This is a genomic window from Actinoallomurus acanthiterrae (assembly GCF_054775715.1).
The window spans coordinates 1,828,796-1,847,520 of record NZ_BAAHCO010000001.1; the positions used below are offsets into that span (position 1 = coordinate 1,828,796).

The window sequence follows — 18,725 nt, forward strand, 5'->3', positions numbered from 1 at the left end:
TGACCGTCATGACGACCTCAGGCGTCTCGCCGAAGATCTTCTCGAATCCGACGTCCGCGACCGTGTGAAGCACTGCGAAGGTACTGAGGGAGACTTGAGATGAGGGGCGAACCGACGACGGGTCGGAGCCGACGAGCCTGCGATGGACCGGTCCGACCGTCCGGGGGGCACGCATGAACACGAGTGCCATGGCGAACGGCACGGGTGGTCTCGACGAGGCGAAGGACGAGCTGCTGGCACGCGCCGCACAGGCGTGCAGCCATACGCCCGGGGCGCGGCACGATCCGGAGGACGCCCTGGCCTACCTGCGGCTCTACTACCGCCACGTCGCGCCGGAGGATCTCCTCGACCGTGACCCGGTGGACGTCTGCGGTCCGGCGATGGTCCACCGGCACCTGGGCGAGGAGCGTCCGCAGGGACGGGCCAAGGTGCGGGCGTTCACGCCGACGCTGGAGGAGTACGGCTGGGACCCCGGGCACAGCGTCGTGCAGGTGGTCACCGACGACATGCCGTACCTCGTCGACTCGGTCGTAATGGAGCTCAACCGGCACCGCCTGGCGACGCACCTGATCGTCCACCCGCAGCTCAAGGTCGCCCGCGACGTCGCGGGGCAACTGCAGGGGATCGGCGGTGGGGACGGCCTCGTCCTGGAGGAGTCCTGGATCCACATCGAGATCGACCGGCAGAGCGACCGCGTGCTGCTGGACGAGCTCGAGGCCGACCTGCAGCGGGTGCTGGGCGACGTGCGCACCGCCGTCGAGGACGAGCAGAAGATGCGCGCGCTGGCGGGCGCCGTCGCGGTGGAGCTCGCCGAGAAGCGGCCGCCGCTGCCGGACCGGGAGATCACCGACGGCGTCGAGCTGCTGGACTGGCTGGCCGACGACCACTTCACCTTCCTGGGCTACCGGGAGTACAAGCTGGAGGACGGCCCGGACGGTGAGCAGCTGCGGGCGGTGCCGGGCACCGGCCTGGGCATCCTGCGGTCCGACCAGGCCAAGTCCACGAGCTTCGCGTCCCTGCCGCCGCAGGTGCGCGCCAAGGCCCGCGAGCCGCACCTTCTCGTGCTGACCAAGGCCAACTCCCGCGCGACCGTGCACCGGTCGGCCTACCTGGACTACGTCGGGGTCAAGAAGTTCGGCGACAGCGGGGAGGTCGTCGGCGAGCGCCGCTTCCTGGGGCTGTACACCCACACCGCCTACAGCGAGAGCATCGAGCACATCCCCGTGCTGCGGCACAAGGTGGAGGAGATCCTCGAACACGCCGGGCTGGCCGCCGACAGTTACGACGGCAAGGACCTCATCGAGATCCTCGAGACCTACCCGCGCGACGACCTGTTCCAGATCTCCGTCGACGAGCTGCTGCCGATCGCGCTGGGCGTGCTGAGGCTGCGCGAGCGCAAGCAGCTGAAGCTGTTCGTCCGCAAGGACGACTACGGCCGCTACATGTCGTGCCTGGTCTTCCTGCCGCGCGACCGGTACACCACGCAGATCCGGCTGCGGATCCAGGACATCCTGCTCAAGGCGTTCGACGGCCTCTCCGTCGACTACAGCGCGATGGTCGGCGACTCGATCTTCGCGCGCCTGCACGTCGTCGTCCGCGGCGAGCGGGGCCGCCCGCTGCCCGACGTCGACCCGGCCGACCTGGAGCGGCGCCTGATCGCCGCCACCCGGTCGTGGACCGACGACCTCGCCGAGGCGATCGTCCAGCAGTGCGGCGAGGAGCAGGCCAGCGCGCTCATCCGGCGCTACACCGACGCGTTCCCCGAGGGCTACAAGGCCGACTTCCCGGCCCGCACGGCGTGCGCCGACCTCAAGCGGCTCGAGGACCTGGCCGAGCCCGGCGAGATCTCGATCAACCTGTACGAGCCGTACGACGCGGGGCCCGGCGAGCGCCGGCTCAAGATCTACCGGCTCGGCTCGCCGATCTCGCTCTCGCACGTCCTGCCGCTGCTGCAGGAGATGGGCGTCGAGGTCGTCGACGAGCGGCCGTACGAGATCGCCCGGGGCGACGGGCGGCAGGCGTGGATCTACGATTTCGGCCTGCGGTACGAACCCTCGCCCGACGTGGACGACGACGACGTCAAGGGGCTCTTCCAGGAGGCCTTCGAGGCCCTGTGGCGCGGCGACGTGGAGAGCGACCGGTTCAACGCGCTGGTGCTGCGCGCGGGCCTGGACTGGCGGTCGACCATGGTGCTGCGCGCCTACGCCCGCTACCTGCGCCAGACCCAGAGCACCTTCGGCGAGCGGTACATCGAGCAGGTGCTCGTCGCCAACCCGCGGGTCGCGCGCCTCCTGGTCCGGCTGTTCGAGGCACGGCTCGACCCCCGTCTGAACCACGCCGACGACGACCGGTCGGCGGCCGCCCACGAGGAGCTCGAGGCGGCCATCACCGAGGAGATCGAGGGCGCGCTCGACGCGGTCAGCAGCCTGGACGAGGACCGCATCCTCCGCAGCTACCTGGCGATGATCCGCGCCACGCTGCGCACGAACCACTACCAGCGGGCCGCCGACGGCCGGCCGAAGCCGTACCTCTCGCTGAAGTTCGACCCGGAGGCGATCCCGGACCTGCCACAGCCGCGGCCGAAGTTCGAGATCTTCGTCTACTCGCCGCGCCTGGAGGGCGTGCACCTGCGGTTCGGGTCGGTGGCCCGCGGCGGCCTGCGGTGGTCCGACCGCAAGGAGGACTTCCGCACCGAGATCCTCGGCCTGGTCAAGGCCCAGGCGGTGAAGAACACCGTCATCGTGCCGGCCGGCGCGAAGGGCGGGTTCGTCTGCAAGAGGCTGCCCGACCCGAGCGACCGCGAGGCGTTCCTCGCCGAGGGCATCGCCTCGTACAAGCAGTTCATCAGCGGCCTGCTGGACATCACCGACAACCTCGTGGGCGGCGAGGTCGTGCCGGCGCCGGACGTGGTGCGGCACGACGGCGACGACACCTACCTGGTGGTGGCCGCCGACAAGGGCACCGCGACGTTCTCCGACATCGCCAACGAGGTCGCCACGTCGTACGGCTTCTGGCTGGGCGACGCGTTCGCCTCCGGCGGCTCGGTCGGCTACGACCACAAGGCGATGGGCATCACCGCGCGCGGCGCCTGGGAGTCGGTGAAGTACCTCTTCCGCTCGCTCGGCGTCGACGTGCAGAAGGAGGACTTCACCGTCGTCGGCGTCGGCGACATGTCCGGTGACGTCTTCGGCAACGGGATGCTGCTGTCCGAGCACATCAAGCTGGTCGCGGCGTTCGACCACCGGCACATCTTCCTCGACCCGAACCCCGATCCGGCGACGTCGTTCGAGGAGCGCAAGCGCATGTTCGCGCTGCCGCGCAGCTCCTGGGCCGACTACGACACCGCGCTGATCTCCAAGGGCGGCGGTGTGCACCCGCGCACCGCCAAGAAGATCCCGATCACCCCGCCGGTGCGCGAGGCGCTCGGCATCACCGACGGCATCACCGCGATGACCCCGCACCAGCTGATCCACGCGATCCTGTGCTCCCCGGTCGACCTGCTGTGGAACGGCGGGATCGGCACGTACGTCAAGGCCTCGGCGGAGAACAACGCCGACGTCGGCGACCGGGCCAACGACGGCCTGCGCGCCGACGCGACCGAGCTGCGCTGCAAGGTCATCGGCGAGGGCGGCAACCTCGGCCTCACCCAGCGCGGGCGCATCGAGTTCTCCCGCGGCGGGGGGCTGGTCAACACCGACTTCATCGACAACTCGGCCGGTGTGGACACCTCCGACCACGAGGTCAACATCAAGATCCTCCTCGACCAGGTCGTCCGGGACGGGGAGCTGACCGACAAACAGCGGGACACGCTGTTCCTCGAGATGACCGACGAGGTCGCCGACCTGGTGCTGCGCGACAACTACGCGCAGAACGTCGTGCTCGCCGCCTCGCGGACGCAGGCCCCGTCGATGCTGCACGTCCACGCGCGCTACCTGCGCAAGCTGGAGCGGGACGGCAAGCTGAAGCGGCGGCTGGAGGACCTGCCCGACGACAAGGCCCTGGCGGAGCGCCGGCAGGCGGGGCTCGGCCTGACCGGGCCGGAGTTCGCGACGCTGCTCGCGTACACCAAGCTGACGCTGGAGGAGGAGATCCGGGCGTCCGACCTGCCGGACGACCCCGACCTCGCCAGCCGGCTCGTGGAGTACTTCCCGACGCCGTTGCGGGAGCGTTTCCGGGACTACATGGACCGGCACCCGCTGCGCCGGGAGATCATCTCCACGTCCGTCGTGAACAGCATGGTCAACAACAGCGGCACGACCTTCGCGTTCCGGATGAACGAGGAGACCGGCGCCTCGGCCTCCGACATCGCCCGCGCCTACCTCGTGGCGCGCACGGTGTTCGACATGCCGAGGTTCTGGCGCTCGGTCGACGGCCTGGACTACCAGATCGACACCGCGACCCAGATCCGGATGCGGCTCGAGGCGCGGAAACTGACCGAGCGCGGGGCCCGCTGGCTGCTGCACAACCGGCGGACGCCGTTCGACCTGCGGGAGACGGTCGACTTCTTCGCCGAGGGCGCGGCCGCCCTCGCGCCGCAGCTGCCGAAGCTGCTGACCGGCAGTGACCTCCAGGGGTTCGACGAACGGCGGGACCGGTTCGCCCAGGCGGGCGTGCCGGACGAGCTGGCCGAGCACGTCGCGATCATGGTCCCCGCCTACTCCACGTTCGACCTCGTGGAGATCGCCCACAGCACGGGGCGGTCGGTGGGCGAGGTCGCCGAGGTGTACTTCGACCTCGCCGACCGGCTGCAGATCGCGCGGCTGCGCGAACGCGTCATCGCACTGCCCCGCGACGACCGCTGGCAGTCGATGGCCCGCTCCGCGCTGCGCGACGACCTGTACGCCGCGCACGCGGCGCTCGCCCGTGACGTGCTGGTGACCAGCGAGGCGGGGGCGACTCCGGAACAGCGCCTGGCCACCTGGGCGGAGAAGAACAGCGCCGCCGTGGGACGCGCCGGGCAGACCCTCGGCGAGATCTGGGAGAGCGACAGCTTCGGCATCGCGACCCTGTCGGTGGCGCTGCGTGCGATCCGCACGCTCGTCACCGCCAGCACGCTCCCCGGCTGACGCGTCGGGAGAAGCCCCGGCGGTCACCGGGGCTTCTCCCACCCGCGAGGTATTTTCGGATTCGCAGAGTAATCGAATGACCACTGTGCGAATCTGGTCCGCATGTTCCGACACCTCAGCGCCTTGACGGTCGTCCTGCTGCCGCTGGCCGCGTGCGGCGGATCTCCGGCGACGGCCGCGCCCGCCGTGACCAAGGACCGGGCCGCTCAGCTGCTCGCCCACTACCAGTCCGTCAACAACCGGGCCAACAGCACGTACGACGAGAAGCTGCTGGCCACCGTGGAGACCGGCGCCCAGCTCGACATGGACCGCGCCGAATACCGGCGGCGCGCGGCGGCGAAGGAGAAGTACACCCCCTTCGCCTACACCGCTCCGGCGTACTACATCCCCCGGCAGTCGGGGTTCCCCAAGTGGTTCGCGGTCACCGCGGCCACCGGCAAGACCCAGCACGCCCTGCTCTTCACCCAGGAGCGCCCCGGCGGCCCCTGGCTGCTCACCGCCGATCCGTTCCCCACCGCGACGATCACCGGGGTGGCCCTCGACAAGGACGGCTACGCCACCGCCGTCGGCCCGGACGACGCCAAGCAGGCGCCTGGGAAGATCGCCGCGATGCACGCCGCCAGCCTGTCGAACGGCACGTCCGGCATGGCGCCGGGGCCGTACACCACGCAGGCGCACGCCGCGCTGGTCAAGGCCGAGTCCGCGCTCAAGCACCGGGGGGTGACGCTCACCTCCGACTTCCGGCCCGACCCGCAGCGTGCGTTCGCGCTGCGCACCACGGACGGCGGCGCGCTCGTCTGGTACGTCGTGCGGCAGAGCGAGACCTACGACGTGACCAAACAGGGGGTCATCGGCAGCGGCGGCGACCTCACCGGCCTGATCAACGGCAAGGTCCGCCACCACCTGGCCACCACCGCGCTGACCCAGTACCTCGCCCTGGTGCCCGCGCAGGGGGGCGCCCGGGTCGTCGGAAGCTACCGCAAGGCGGTCCAGGCCACGGCGTCGTAACGCCGCCCGGAGCGGCCCGGGACGCCTGCGACCGCGATGCCCGTGGTGTCACAATGCGGCAATGCGCCCCCGCCGCGTCGTCCCGGCCGTGCCGGCGGTCCTGCTGGTCAGCGGTTGCCGGGGCGGCCACGGGGACGCTGTCCCGGCGGGAGGGGGCGCCGCCGTCCCGGCCGTCTCCCACACGGTGCCGGGAGCGTGCTCATCGAGGACTTCGACCTCGCCTCGGCCCGGCTCTCCTGACGGGCCGGGCTCACTTACTGGGGGCGTGCGCCTTGACGGTGCCGCCGTCGGCGCCGATGATCTCCGCCTTGACGCTGCCGTCGTCCTTCTTCGGCTTGGCCGGGACCACGGCGAGGTACTGCATGGTCTGGGTGATGTCGATCTCGTCGCGCACGAGCTTCGAGGAGACGAACGGCGCGACGTCATCGGGCACCGGCACTTGGCCGGGCTTCTTCCTGCTCTTGCTGATGATCGTGTCGCGGCTCAGCGCGTACAGCACCACACCGCCGCCGTCCTCGGTCGCCAGCGGGAAGATCGGGAAGGAGGTCGCGGCGTAGAGCGCGCTGGTGCGCAGGCCGATCTTCTTCTCCTTCTTGGTCTTCTTCATGGCCTTCTGATCCGCCGTGTAGTAGCCGGTGGTGTACTTCCCGGCGTCCATGACGTGCGCCGCGACGTTCCCCGGGCCTTCCTCCGCGAGCGTCGCCTGGATCGACGGGACCAGCCGGGGCGGGATCAGCAGGCGGCTGTCGAACGTCGGCAGGGCCTTGGCGTAGCCGTCGGCGCCCACCGCGATCTTCGGTGGCTTCTGCTTGTCGTCCAGCACGGCGGCCAGGCTCAGTCGCCAGCGCGTGACCGCCTTGGACTTGAGGAACCCCATGAACACGGTGCGGGGGTCTTTGCCGTCCGCGGTGGTCCGGCGCGCGCTGACCACGAACCACTGGGGGTCGTTCGCGAGCAGGTGCGGGACGTAGAAGACCGGTGACTCGTAGCGGTAGCGGGGGACCGGATCGCCGGCCGCGACCGCCCGGCGGAACGCCGCCGCCGTGAGCTGGGACTGCCCCTCGCTGGTCCACCACAGCGCGAGCCGCTCGTCTCCGCTGGCCCGCGCGACGTCGTCGTTGTTGACGAACGAGTGGAACGCCTTGGCCGCCGTCTCGGGGTTCACCGGCTCGGGAGGCGGGCTGCTCTCGTTGGCGACCGGGGTCGTGTGGACGGTGCGGTGAGGCTTGCTCGAGCAGCCTGCGGCGCCGGTGAGGGTGAGCACCGCCACCAGCGTGGACGCAACCGCCTTGTTCATGTTCCCCGGCCGATCATCGTTACTGCTGTCGGGCAGAGTATGCCAGGGATCGCCCAGTGCGCCGGTGTGAGGGCCGAAGGAGCGTGGTCGGCGAACGTGAGGGCACAGGGAGCCTGGTCGGCAAAGACACTCGGAGCGCGTACGCGGAGAGTACGGGCACGGGTAGGCTTTCGAACGTGGCAGCCATGGACCCCTCGGAAGAGATTAAGGAACTCGGCTCGATGCTGACGGGCATCGAGACCGTTCTCGACCTCGACGCGATGCGTCGTGACATCGGAGAGCTTCGCGAGCAGGCTGCCGATCCCGACCTGTGGAACGACCAGGACCGTGCCCAGCAGGTCACCAGGCGGCTGTCCTACCTCGAGGGCGAGCTGGGCAAGGTCGAGGGCCTGCGCAGCCGGCTCGACGACGCCGAGGTGCTGCTGGAGCTGGCCTCCGAGGAGGCCGACGACGACGCCCGCGGCGAGGCCGAGCGGGAGCTCGGCGCGCTTCGCAAGGACATCGAGCAGCTCGAGGTCCGCACCCTGATGTCGGGTGAGTACGACGCGCGTGAGGCGCTCATCACGATCAACGCGCAGGCGGGCGGCGTGGACGCGGCCGACTTCGCGCAGCAGGTGCAGCGGATGTACCTCCGCTGGGCCGAGCGGCACGGCTATCCGACCGAGGTGTACGAGACGTCGTACGCCGAAGAGGCCGGCCTCAAGTCGACGACCTTCACGGTCAAGGCGCCGTACGCCTACGGCACGCTCCGTGGCGAGCACGGCACCCACCGCATGGTCCGGATCTCCCCGTACGACAACCAGGGCCGCCGGCAGACCTCGTTCGCCGGCGTCGACATCGTGCCGGTCGTCGAGCAGACCGACCACGTCGAGATCCCCGAGGACGAGCTGCGCGTCGACGTCTACCGGTCCAGCGGTCCCGGTGGGCAGGGCGTCAACACCACCGACTCGGCGGTGCGGATCACGCACCTGCCGACCGGCATCGTCGTCTCCTGCCAGAACGAACGCAGCCAGCTGCAGAACCGCGCCACCGCGATGACGGTGCTGCAGGCCAAGCTCCTGGAGCGCAAGCGCCAGGAGGAGGCCGAGCGGATGAACGAGCTGCGCGGCGAGACGACGAGCTCCTGGGGCACCCAGATCCGCAACTACGTGATGCATCCGTACCAGATCGTCAAGGATCTGCGCACCGGCGTCGAGGCGGGTAACCCGACCGCCGTTCTCGACGGCGACATCGACGAGTTCATCGAGGCCGAGATCCGGTGGATGCGCCGCCGGGAGGCCGGCGAAGAGCAGGACTGACCGCCGCTCCGGTCAGGGTCGCGACGGTCGCGAGAGCAGGGCCGGTCACGACGGTCGAACGATCGAGTGCTGCCGGGCCCGGGCCTGACGGTCTAGTGCAGGCCCAGCTTCAGCGCGATCAGCAGCGTCAGCGCGAGGATCAGTGCGCCGAGCAGGATGGGGGAGATCCCGAACAGTCCGGGACGGTGCACCTCCGCCCGTGCCGCGCGGCACGCGGGGCAGCGCCCCTCGACGACCGGGCCCGAGCATCGTGCGCAGATCAGATGTTCGCAGCTCATCCGGCTCCTTTCCGAACGTTGGGCGACGAGTGCGCCCAGCCTATGCGTTCCTGGCCGGTGGCCCGCCGTCAAAGACTGACGGGTGTCCGTGATGCCCGGTTGCTTTTTCCTGGGTGTACCCAAGTTGGACGATCCATGCCAGTCTCCCCCCTAGACTGCTGCTTGGCCAATCGGCCCGCCAAGCCGGGAAGCCACGGCAGGGCGCCTGTCGACGAAAAGACAGTCGTCGCCGTCCCCAGCCCCCTAGACTGGCACGTCGTGATGCAGCCGTGATCCACTTTGATAATGTCACCAAGGTCTATTCGCACCAGAGTCGACCGGCCCTCCAGGGTGTCAACGTGGCCGTGGAGAAGGGCGAGTTCGTCTTTCTCGTCGGTCCTTCCGGGTCCGGCAAGTCGACCTTCCTGCGCCTGATCCTCAAGGAGGAGCGGCCGACGCAGGGGGGTATCCATGTCGCCGGCAAGGACCTGAGTCGACTGACCAACTGGAAGGTCCCGCACCTGCGCCGCCGCATCGGCTGCGTGTTCCAGGACTTCCGCCTGCTGCCCAACAAGAACGTCTACGAGAACGTCGCGTTCGCGCTCGAGGTCATCGGCAAGCCGCGGCGTTTCATCCGCAAGGTCGTCCCCGAGGTCATCGACCTGGTCGGCCTCGAGGGCAAGGCCCACCGGATGCCCGATGAGCTGTCCGGCGGCGAGCAGCAGCGCGTCGCGATCGCGCGGGCGTTCGTCAACCGGCCGATGATCTTGCTGGCCGACGAGCCGACGGGCAACATCGACCCGGCGACGAGCATCGGCATCATGAAGGTGCTGGACCGGATCAACCGGACCGGCACGACGGTCGTGATGGCGACGCACGACGCCGCCATCGTCGACGCCTTCCGCAAGCGAGTGGTCGAGCTGGAGGACGGTCGCGTCGTGCGCGACCAGTCGCGCGGCGTCTACGGCCAGGCATACGGCGGCGTCTGAGGACGCCCCGTCGCCGCCGCGACGACACGACCCCACACCGGACGACCAAGGACAGCGAGGCATGCGCGTACAGTTCGTTTTTCAGGAGATCTGGATCGGTCTCCGCAGGAACCTCACGATGACCATCGCTCTCGTCGTCACCGTCGCGATCGCGATGGCGCTGTTCGGCACCGGTGTGCTGCTGAAGATGCAGGTCGACAAGTCGAACAACTACTGGTCGAACAAGGTCGAGGTCTCGATCTACTTCTGCAACAAGCTGAGCGCCAACCCGGCCTGCAAGAAGACCGAGCCGGACCAGCAGAAGAAGGACGACATCCGCAAGCAGCTCGAGGGCATGTCGCAGGTGGCGAAGGTCACCCCTGAGACGGCCCAGCAGGCGTTCCAGCGGGCCCAGCAGCAGTTCAAGGACAGCCCGGGCATCGCCGGCTCGATCCAGCCCGGTGACATCCCCGACTCCCTGCGGGTGAAGCTCAAGGACCCGAAGGACTTCGCGGCGGTCGTCGCGCAGATGAACGGGCGGGATGGCGTCGACCAGGTCGTCAACGAGCGCGCCATCCTGGAGAAGTTCTTCAAGATCCTCGGTGGTCTGCAGTGGGCGGCGCTGACCATCGCGGCGATCCAGCTGGTCGCGGCCGTGCTGCTGGTGGCCAACACCATCCGACTATCGGCGTTCAACCGGAGACGGGAGACCGGCATCATGCGGCTGGTCGGCGCCTCGAACATCTACATCCAGTTGCCGTTCGTCCTGGAAGGCGCGATCGCCGGCCTCGTCGGCGGCATCTTCGCCGCGGTCCTGCTGAGCTTCTCTAAGATCTTCCTACTCGGCAGACTGCAGAAGAACCTGCAGTTCGCGACGCCACTGGGCTGGGTCGACGTGACGACGGTCATCGTGGCCTCGATGTGCTTCGGAGTCCTGCTCTGTGCCCTGGCGTCCTTCCTGACCCTCCGCCGCTACCTGAAGATCTGACGCAGCGGCCGGCGATGTGCCGGTCCCTCGATCAGGTCGCTCGTAGAATCCTGGCATGTCCCGGCTGACCGGTCGTGTGCTCCGCGGGGCGGCCGCCGTGGCCGCTCTCGCGTTGGCGTACGCCATGGGCGCCGGAGCGGGCGGGGCGGGCGCCCACGCGCCCGTACGCCCGCAGCCTCGCCCGTACCGCACGGTCGGGCAGGCGGCGGCCGAGGTGGCCCGCGCCGCGCCGGACCCCGAGCGCGAGCGCGTCGCGGTCGATAAGGCCCTGCGCCGCATGGGCGATCGCTGGGCGCGGTTCTACACCGCCGCGGAGTTCAGCGGCCTCGAGGACACGCTGAACGGCTGGTACAGCGGTGTCGGTCTGTGGCTGGAGAAGGCCGGTGAGGGCGTCGAGATCGTCGGCGTGCAGCCCGGGTCGCCCGCCGAGCGCGCGGGCGTGCGCCCGGGCGACCTGATCGCGACGGTCGACGGCATCTCGACCCGGGACCTGACGGTCGCCACGGTGGCCGCGGCCCTGCGCGGACAGCCCGCCACGAGCGTCGGCCTCGACGTGCGCCGTGACGGCGTCCCCCTGCGCTTCGCGCTGGTGCGCGCGGCGATGGCGTCGCACGACGTGAGCGCCTCCCTGACCCCCGACGGCGTGGTGGTCATCCGGATCGCGGCGTTCACGCGGGGAGTGGGCCAGGAGGTTCGCGCGGCGGTGGCGGGCCGCCCCGGGCACCGTGGCGGCGTCCTGCTGGACCTGCGGGCCAACCCCGGCGGCCTGCTGGACGAGGCGGTCGACACCGCGTCCGTCTTCCTCTCGGGCGGCCCGGTGGTCACCTTCGAACGCGCCGGGGCCCCGCCGGAGCGGCTCCTCGCCGGTACGGGCGGGGACACCAGGGTCCCGCTCGTCGTCCTCGTCGACGGGGGCACGGCCAGCGCCGCCGAGATCGTCGCGGGCTCATTGCGGGATCGAGATCGCGCAGTGATCGTCGGATCGCGTACCTTCGGAAAGGGGTCGGTGCAGGAGCCGTTGCGGCTGGCCGACGGATCCGCGATCGAGATGACGGTCGGTCGCTACCGGACTCCGAGTGGCCGTAATCTCGACGGGTCCGGGATCGACCCCGACGTCGCGGTCAACGCGAACCGCCCACCCCGGGAGGCCGAGCGGCGCGCGCTCACCGTCGTGCGCGGGCTGCTGGCCACCCTGCCGACGAAGGACCGAGGCTGAGTCATTGCCACGCGAAGAGGGACGCAAACTGATCGCGCAGAACAAGCGAGCGCGTCACGATTACCACATAGAGGACACCTACGAGGCGGGCCTCGTGCTCACCGGCACCGAGGTGAAGTCGCTGCGCGCCGGGCGGGCCAACCTCACGGACGGGTACGCTCTGATCCGCGACGGAGAGGCCTGGCTCGAGGGAGTGCACATTCCCGAATACGTGATGGGGACGTGGACCAACCACGCGGCGCGGCGTCCCCGAAAGCTGCTGCTGCACCGGCGAGAGATCGGCAAGCTGATCGCTAAGACGAACGAGCCCGGCCACACGCTGGTCCCACTGTCCCTGTACTTCAAGGACGGCAAGGCGAAGGTCGAGATCGCGGTCGCGCGCGGCAAACGCGAATACGACAAGCGACAGGCCATCGCCAAGCGGGACGCCGCCCGGGAGATGGAACGCGCCCGGGCCGCGCGGCTGCGGAGGCGCTGAGGGTGGGCATCCGACGGCTCCGGTCGACGGCCGCGCTGGCCGCGACCCTGCTGGTCACGACGACGAGCGCCGGCTGCTTCGCCGAGCCCTCACCCCTGCCGGCCATCCGGAACTTCCTCGTGGCGTGGCAGAGCGGCAACTATGGGAAAGCCGCGAAACAGACCACCGGGGACCGCGCCGCGGTCGCGGCAGCGCTCGGCGCGGTTCCGTCCCAGCTGGACCTCGCGTCGCTGCACCTGGCGCTCGGCCGCGTACAGCAGAGCGGCGAGGACGCGACGGCGCAGTTCTCGGTGAGCGTCGACCTGGGCGACGGCGGCCAGCCGTGGAGCTACGGCAGTTCGATGCGCCTGCACCGGACGAACGGCAAGTGGAAGGTCGCGTGGAGCCCGTCGATCATCCATCCCGCGCTCGGCCCGGGCCAGCGGCTGGCCATCGTCACGACCACGCCGAAGCGCCAGGGCGTTCTCGATGACCGCGGCAAGACGCTCCTCAAACAGGTGAACGTCGAGGTCTTCGGCGTGACACCCGGCAGGCTCGCCAACGCCGATCAGACTCTCGGCCGGCTCGCCAAGATCACCCACCTCGACAAGGACCGCGTGATCGCCCACGTACGGTCCGCGCCGCCCCAGGAGTTCCTGCCGCTGGTCACCCTCCAGCTCCCCGACCAGGCCACGGACGCCGTCCAGCTCCGGCAGGTCGCCGGCGTCGACCGGCACGCCTACAAGCAACTGGTCGCTCCGGCGGTCGCCGAAGAGATCGTGGGCAAGCTCGGCCCGGCCACCGCCGAACGCCTCCAGCAGGTCGGCGCCCCCTACCAGCCCGGTGACACGATCGGCATCTCCGGGCTACAGGTGCTGGAGCAACGCAAGCTGGCCGGCACCCCCGAGGTGGAGGTCGTCGCGCAGGACCCCTCCGGTACCAACCGGAAAAGCCTCTACGAGGTCCGGGGCACCGAGAGCCAGTCGGTGACCACCACGATCGACCGCAAGACGCAGAACGCCGCCGAGAACACCCTCAAGAACGTGCGCTCCCCGGCGTCGCTGGCCGCGATCGACCCCGCCACGGGCAACATCCTCGCCGCCGCGAACAACGCCGCCTCGCAGCGGAAGTACGGCGGGGCCCAGGGCGGCGACGCCCCGGAGGAGAACAGCGCGGCGCTGAACGGCCACTACCCGCCGGGGATGACCTTCAGCATCGTCACGTCCCGGGCGCTCCTGCAGTACCCCAACCAGACGACGACCTCGTCGCTGCGCTGCCTGAGGGGCCCGAACGTCGAAATCGGCGGGCAGAGCTTCGCCTACTCGGGTCGCGCGGAGAAGACGTTCCAGGCCAACTTCGCGGTGGGCTGCACGACCGCGTTCGCCTCGCAGTACCGCTCCATCGCACCCCAGGACCTGCCCGCGAGCGCGGCCCGCTTCGGGATCGGCGCCCCGTGGAGCCTGCCGCTGCCCTCGTTCTCCGGTTCGGTGCCGACCCCGGCCAACGAAGCCGAGCGTGCCGCCGAGATGGTCGGACAGGGCAAGATCGAGGTCAGCCCGCTGTCCATGGCGCTGGTCGCCGGCGCGGTCGGCTACGGCATCTGGCGGCCGCCGAGGCTGCTCAAAGACTCCTCGCCGTCGGTGCAGCCCCTGGCCCTGAACGAGTCCGACAAGGTCACCACCCTGCAGAGCCTCATGGCGCGCGCCGTGACGAGCGGCACGTCGAAGGGCGTCAAGGTCAACGGAGGCATCACCGCCACGGTGCCGTACGGCAACGGGCAGTACGTCTCCTGGTTCGTCGGCTACCGGCAGGGCATCGCCTTCGCGATCGCCGTGGAGGGCAAGGCCAAGGCGGGCGACCTGGCCGCGCGGTTCCTGAGGAGCGCGACCTGACCGGGGACTCTGGACGCCGCAGTGACCGGCGTGACGGCTTTGTCATTTCTTGACTAAAGGGCCGCAACCAACCAGGTACGACCGTGCGTCTTAACAAGTGACTGAGACACCGCTTGGGGGGTTGCGGACTCAGTCGCCGTGATGAGACCAGAGCCTCGTCTCGGGGGAGGCTCTGCCGTCCGGACCGGCCCGACCCTGCCGGTCACCCCCGTGGGTGTGCCTAGTTCACACCCACGGGGGTTCTCGTCTTCCACGGCCCTTTCGCCGCAGACGGCGTCCCGCCGGGAATCTCTTTGGCATCAGGAGCGTTGACCATGTACGGTCGACGCGACGGGTGCCTCGGTGCCCGGTTGACAACTCAAGAGGGGGTGACCGGTTTCGACTTCGGTATGTCGAGACATGGGGAAGCGGGCCGAGGGCTGCGGTTGTGACCTCGTAAATCCTGTGACCGCAAACGAACAAGTGCCAACTCTAAGCGCACTCAGTTCGCCCTTGCCGCCTGAGGTTAGGTAGCGAACTTGTCAGCCCGGGAGTGTCTCCGGCCCGGGACCTGGCATCGCTAGGAGACTCAACCTGCCACTCCGGCCACGGGAGTGACGGGGAAACCTAACAGTGGCTGAGCCTGTCGGCGACACGCCTGCGTGAGCGCCGGGGCTGAGAAAACGACTAGCAGGCTGCGCCCGGAGAAGCCCTGTCTTGGTACTGAAGGACGCGGGTTCGATTCCCGCCACCTCCACGAGCCGGCTGATTGTGCTCGGCGGCCCCCTTTGGGGGCCGCCTTCGCCGTTGGCCGCTATGTCTTTCGGGGGGACGACCCCCCGAGCCCCCCGGTGTGCGGCTTCGCCGCACGTCCGGGGGTTGCTGTTTTCTGCGGGTCTGTGGGCTCGATGGCCTTGCGGCCATCCTCGCCACACGGCCCGCTTTGTCTTTCGGAGGGACGACCCCCGAACCCCCCCGGGTGCGGCTTCGCCGCACCCGGGGGTTGCTGTTTCTTGCGGGCCTTTGCTCATCGACCCTTCGGGGCGATGTCGCTGGGCCCGTTTTGTTTCCGAGCCTCTGCCCCCGTGTCCCCGGGCTACGGTCCGACACCTTCAGTGCTATCGGGCGACCGGAACCGGCCAGGTTCTGGCAGCGCGCGGGGCGGGTTTTGTGATCTTCTGTCGGCGCGAGAGCAAGATCCACTTTGTGGGACCCAGAGGAACGGGCCGATGAAGAGAAACCGAATGGTGGCGTTGGTGGGCCTCGCCACGCTGGTCATGGCGAACGGCGCGACACCGGCGAACGGCGATACGGCTGCTCCGGCAACGCCACCGGCGGTGGTGTGCGGTAGTTCGTCGCTCGACGGTCCGGCCACGCCGCCGGCCTGCGCGGTCGTGGTCCCGGCGGGCGACAACAGCGGCGTGAACTTCCGTCAGGCGAACACCACGTATTACTTCCAGTCCGGCACGCACACGTTGGGCACCGACCCGTACTCCCAGATCATGCCCGGCGACGATGCGACCTTCATCGGCGCCCCCGGCGCGGTGCTGGACGGGCAGCGGCTGAACCGGTACGCGTTCACCCAGGAGGCGACCGGTGTCACCATCCGGTACCTGACGATCACCGGATTCGTCGCGCCGCGGGACGAGGGCGTGGTCAACCACAACTCCGGCGACAAATGGGTCGTAGAACACAACACGATCCGCGACAACTCCGGCGCGGCGCTCATGGCCGGCGCCGGAGACCAGATCCGCGGCAACTGCCTCAAGGACAACGGCCAGTACGGTCTGAACGCCTACAAGTCCGGTAACACCATCACCGGCCTGGTCGTGGCGGGCAACGAGTTCACCGGCAACAACACCGACGACTGGGAGCACCAGGTCCCCGGGTGCGGTTGTACCGGTGGAATGAAGTTCTGGGCGGTGAACGGCGCCGACGTGACCGGCAACTGGATCCACGGAAACCACGGGCCGGGTGTGTGGGCGGACACCAACAACAACGACTTCCTCATCGAGGGCAACCTCATCGAGGGCAACGACTCGCAAGCGATCTTCTACGAGATCAGCTACAACGTCGTGATCCGGAACAACACCATCCGCGACAACGCCTGGGTCTCCGGTGCCGCGCGGGCGGCGAAGGGCGACGCGTTCCCGGAGCCGGCGATCTACCTGTCCGAGGCCGATGGTGAGCCCCGCCTGCCGGCCCGGACCAGCAAGATCGAGGTTACCGGCAACCGGTTCGAGAACAACTGGGACGGGATCGCCGCGTGGGCGAACGCCGACCGGTTCTGCAACAGCCCGGCCTCGACGACCGGCGACTGCACGAAGATCGTCGGGCCGGCCAACACCTCGCAGTGCTCGGCTCCCGCCATCGCCGGCGAGCCGCTCTACACCGACTGCCGCTGGTGGACGAAGAACGTCGACGTCCACGACAACACGTTCGCCTTCGACCCCAACGCCGTCAACGGCGGTTGCCCGACGCGGTACTGCGGGCACATGGCCCTGCTGGCCAGCTGGGGCACCTACCCGTCATGGTCCCCGTACATGGGCAACGTGATCCAGAAGTCGGTCGTCCACGACTCGCACAACTCCTGGCACGACAACACCTACACCGGACCGTGGCAGTTCCAGGTCACCGACATGGGCACCCTCGTCTCGCCGGCGCAGTGGGTCGGCCCCCAGTACGGCCAGGATGCCGGCAGCACCTTCGACGGCGGTACGCCCATTCCGCCGGCCATCGCGGAGCAGGACTTCGAGTCCGGCTCCTCGATCTCTCCGTACGCCGCGTGGTACGGGGCCGACGTGGCCTACCGGACCGGCGACGCGCACGGCGGCACGGGCTCGCTGCAGATGACCACGACCGCCACGTCCGGCAGTGCGGTGCAGTTGGACAACTTCCCCGGGTACGCCGGCGTGATCGCCGGCAAGACGTACAAGGCGTCGCTTTGGTACCGAGAGGCCGTGGCGACGATGCCGGCCGTCACGTGGAACGTACGGTGGCGCGACGAGTCCGGCACAGTGCTACGCACTGACGCCATCTCCCTGGCACGGCAGACCGCATGGACCGAAGCAGGCGGCACATTCACCGCCCCCACGGGCGCCACTCGCGTCGACTGGACCCTCACCTGGAGCACGAGCGCCACCGGGCCCGCATTCCAGATCGATGATGTGGGACTGCGTGCCGCCTAGTAGGCGTCGCATCGATTTTCTCGTGGGCCCCGCGACATCGACTCTTCGGGTCGATGTCGCGGGGCCCGCTTGGTTCCTCTGGGCCTCTCGAAGGCCGGTGAGCCGCCCTCGGGGCAATGGGTCTTCGGGGGTCCGGTCAGTCGGCCAGGTTGGCGGCGGTCACGGAGAGGCCGGCCTTGTCGGCGGGCTCCATGCCCATGGCGACGGCCAACTTTCGGTAGCGTTCGGCCTCGTCGGGGCGGCTGCGGCGCTCCAGGGTGCGGGCCAGGGCCTCGTAGGCCCAGCCGTTCGTAGGGTCCAGGTCGATCAGCTGCCGGAAGGTCTCCTCGGCGCGGCCGAGTTGGGCGCTGTGGAAGTAGGCCCGGCCGAGCAACTCCACCGCCGCCCGGTTGGCCGGGTCGCGCTCGACGATCGGGGCGAGGATGCGGCCGGCTCCGGCGTAGTCCTTCGCGTCGAAGAACAGGCATCCGCGCTGGTAGTCCTCGTAGGTCATGGTTCCTCCGTCGACGGCACCCCCTTGACGGGGTGCCTGACGCCGCAACACCGGGACCGGTCGGTCTGTTCCCGGAGGGCCGTCGCCGGGACTTCCGGTTCATTGAAGTTCTCGGCGCGATCCGGAACACTCAAAGATCATTTTCGCCGGCTCGAAGTGAGGGCTTGTGTCGGGACTGACGTCTGAGCCACCACCCGATGTGGCGGGCACCGTGGCCGAGTTCGTCGCGGGGCTCCGGTGCCTGAAGGCGTGGGCCGGCCTCTCGTATCGAGAGCTCGAGAAGCGGGCGGCGCTCGCCGGAGACGCCCTGCCGCACAGCACCGTCGCGTCGTCGCTGAGCCGGGACCGGCTGCCGCGCGAAGAGGTGGTGGAGGCGTTCACCCGGGCGTGCGGCTGCTCGCCGCAGGCCGTTGACGCGTGGGTCGCCCGGCGCAGGCACCTTGTGCTGGTCGCCGAGTCGGGGACCGCCTCGCCCGAGGCGTCCGTACGGGGCTCGCGGGTTACCAGGCGGCACCTGGTCACGGCCGGGGGTGTCGTCGCCGCGGCCGCCGTCGGGGCGGCGCTCACGCTGACCGCGATGGGGCGGTGGCGTTCGTAGGCCGGTCCGGCCCGCGTCGC

13 protein-coding genes and 1 other RNA gene are annotated in these 18,725 nt (G+C 69.6%); 11 read left to right on the forward strand and 3 right to left on the reverse strand.

The window, feature by feature from the left end; genetic code table 11:
- Positions 1–173 precede the first annotated feature (173 nt).
- The gene (locus ACYVF7_RS09075) at positions 174–5,066 is read left to right on the forward strand and encodes an NAD-glutamate dehydrogenase (protein WP_460337683.1); all 4,893 of its coding nucleotides are present in this window, start codon (positions 174–176) and stop codon (positions 5,064–5,066) included.
- Between the two features lie 102 nt (positions 5,067–5,168).
- Entirely contained in the window at positions 5,169–6,074 is a 906-nt protein-coding gene (locus tag ACYVF7_RS09080) for a hypothetical protein (protein ID WP_460337686.1), read from the forward strand.
- Between the two features lie 250 nt (positions 6,075–6,324).
- Here the strand turns inward: ACYVF7_RS09080 and ACYVF7_RS09085 are convergent, their stop codons facing one another.
- Complete coding sequence (locus ACYVF7_RS09085) at positions 6,325–7,371, reverse strand: hypothetical protein (RefSeq protein WP_460337688.1); 1,047 nt, start codon at positions 7,369–7,371, stop codon at positions 6,325–6,327.
- A 176-nt stretch (positions 7,372–7,547) separates the two neighbouring features.
- Here ACYVF7_RS09085 and prfB point away from each other — a divergent pair, with 176 nt between their 5' ends.
- Complete coding sequence (gene prfB, locus ACYVF7_RS09090) at positions 7,548–8,669, forward strand: peptide chain release factor 2 (RefSeq protein WP_460337691.1); 1,122 nt, start codon at positions 7,548–7,550, stop codon at positions 8,667–8,669.
- Positions 8,670–8,761: 92 nt separating this feature from the next.
- Here the strand turns inward: prfB and ACYVF7_RS09095 are convergent, their stop codons facing one another.
- Entirely contained in the window at positions 8,762–8,947 is a 186-nt protein-coding gene (locus ACYVF7_RS09095) for a hypothetical protein (protein ID WP_460337694.1), read from the reverse strand.
- A gap of 269 nt (positions 8,948–9,216) precedes the next feature.
- Here ACYVF7_RS09095 and ftsE point away from each other — a divergent pair, with 269 nt between their 5' ends.
- The 7 genes from ftsE (at position 9,217) to ACYVF7_RS09130 (ending at position 17,614) form a co-directional block, all read left to right on the forward strand.
- Entirely contained in the window at positions 9,217–9,915 is a 699-nt protein-coding gene (gene ftsE, locus ACYVF7_RS09100; RefSeq protein WP_360895488.1) for a cell division ATP-binding protein FtsE, read from the forward strand.
- Between the two features lie 61 nt (positions 9,916–9,976).
- Positions 9,977–10,882, forward strand: coding sequence for a permease-like cell division protein FtsX (gene ftsX, locus ACYVF7_RS09105; protein ID WP_460337697.1), 906 nt, complete (start codon positions 9,977–9,979; stop codon positions 10,880–10,882).
- Between the two features lie 55 nt (positions 10,883–10,937).
- Positions 10,938–12,098, forward strand: a complete 1,161-nt coding sequence (locus ACYVF7_RS09110; RefSeq protein ID WP_460337700.1) for a S41 family peptidase — start codon at positions 10,938–10,940, stop codon at positions 12,096–12,098.
- A gap of 4 nt (positions 12,099–12,102) precedes the next feature.
- The gene (smpB, locus tag ACYVF7_RS09115) at positions 12,103–12,576 is read left to right on the forward strand and encodes an SsrA-binding protein SmpB (protein WP_460337703.1); all 474 of its coding nucleotides are present in this window, start codon (positions 12,103–12,105) and stop codon (positions 12,574–12,576) included.
- A gap of 2 nt (positions 12,577–12,578) precedes the next feature.
- Complete coding sequence (locus ACYVF7_RS09120; RefSeq protein WP_460337706.1) at positions 12,579–14,447, forward strand: penicillin-binding transpeptidase domain-containing protein; 1,869 nt, start codon at positions 12,579–12,581, stop codon at positions 14,445–14,447.
- A gap of 364 nt (positions 14,448–14,811) precedes the next feature.
- Positions 14,812–15,186, forward strand: a transfer-messenger RNA (tmRNA) gene (gene ssrA / locus ACYVF7_RS09125).
- A gap of 469 nt (positions 15,187–15,655) precedes the next feature.
- Positions 15,656–17,614, forward strand: a complete 1,959-nt coding sequence (locus ACYVF7_RS09130; protein WP_460337709.1) for a right-handed parallel beta-helix repeat-containing protein — start codon at positions 15,656–15,658, stop codon at positions 17,612–17,614.
- A 136-nt stretch (positions 17,615–17,750) separates the two neighbouring features.
- Here ACYVF7_RS09130 and ACYVF7_RS09135 read toward each other — a convergent pair whose 3' ends face one another.
- On the reverse strand, positions 17,751–18,107 hold the full coding sequence (locus tag ACYVF7_RS09135; RefSeq protein WP_460337712.1) for a tetratricopeptide repeat protein: 357 nt from the start codon (positions 18,105–18,107) through the stop codon (positions 17,751–17,753).
- A gap of 211 nt (positions 18,108–18,318) precedes the next feature.
- On the opposite strand from ACYVF7_RS09135, the gene ACYVF7_RS09140 reads away from it, so the two are divergent.
- A complete protein-coding gene (locus tag ACYVF7_RS09140; protein WP_460337714.1) occupies positions 18,319–18,705 on the forward strand; it encodes a helix-turn-helix domain-containing protein in 387 nt (128 codons plus the stop codon).
- Positions 18,706–18,725: the final 20 nt, after the last annotated feature.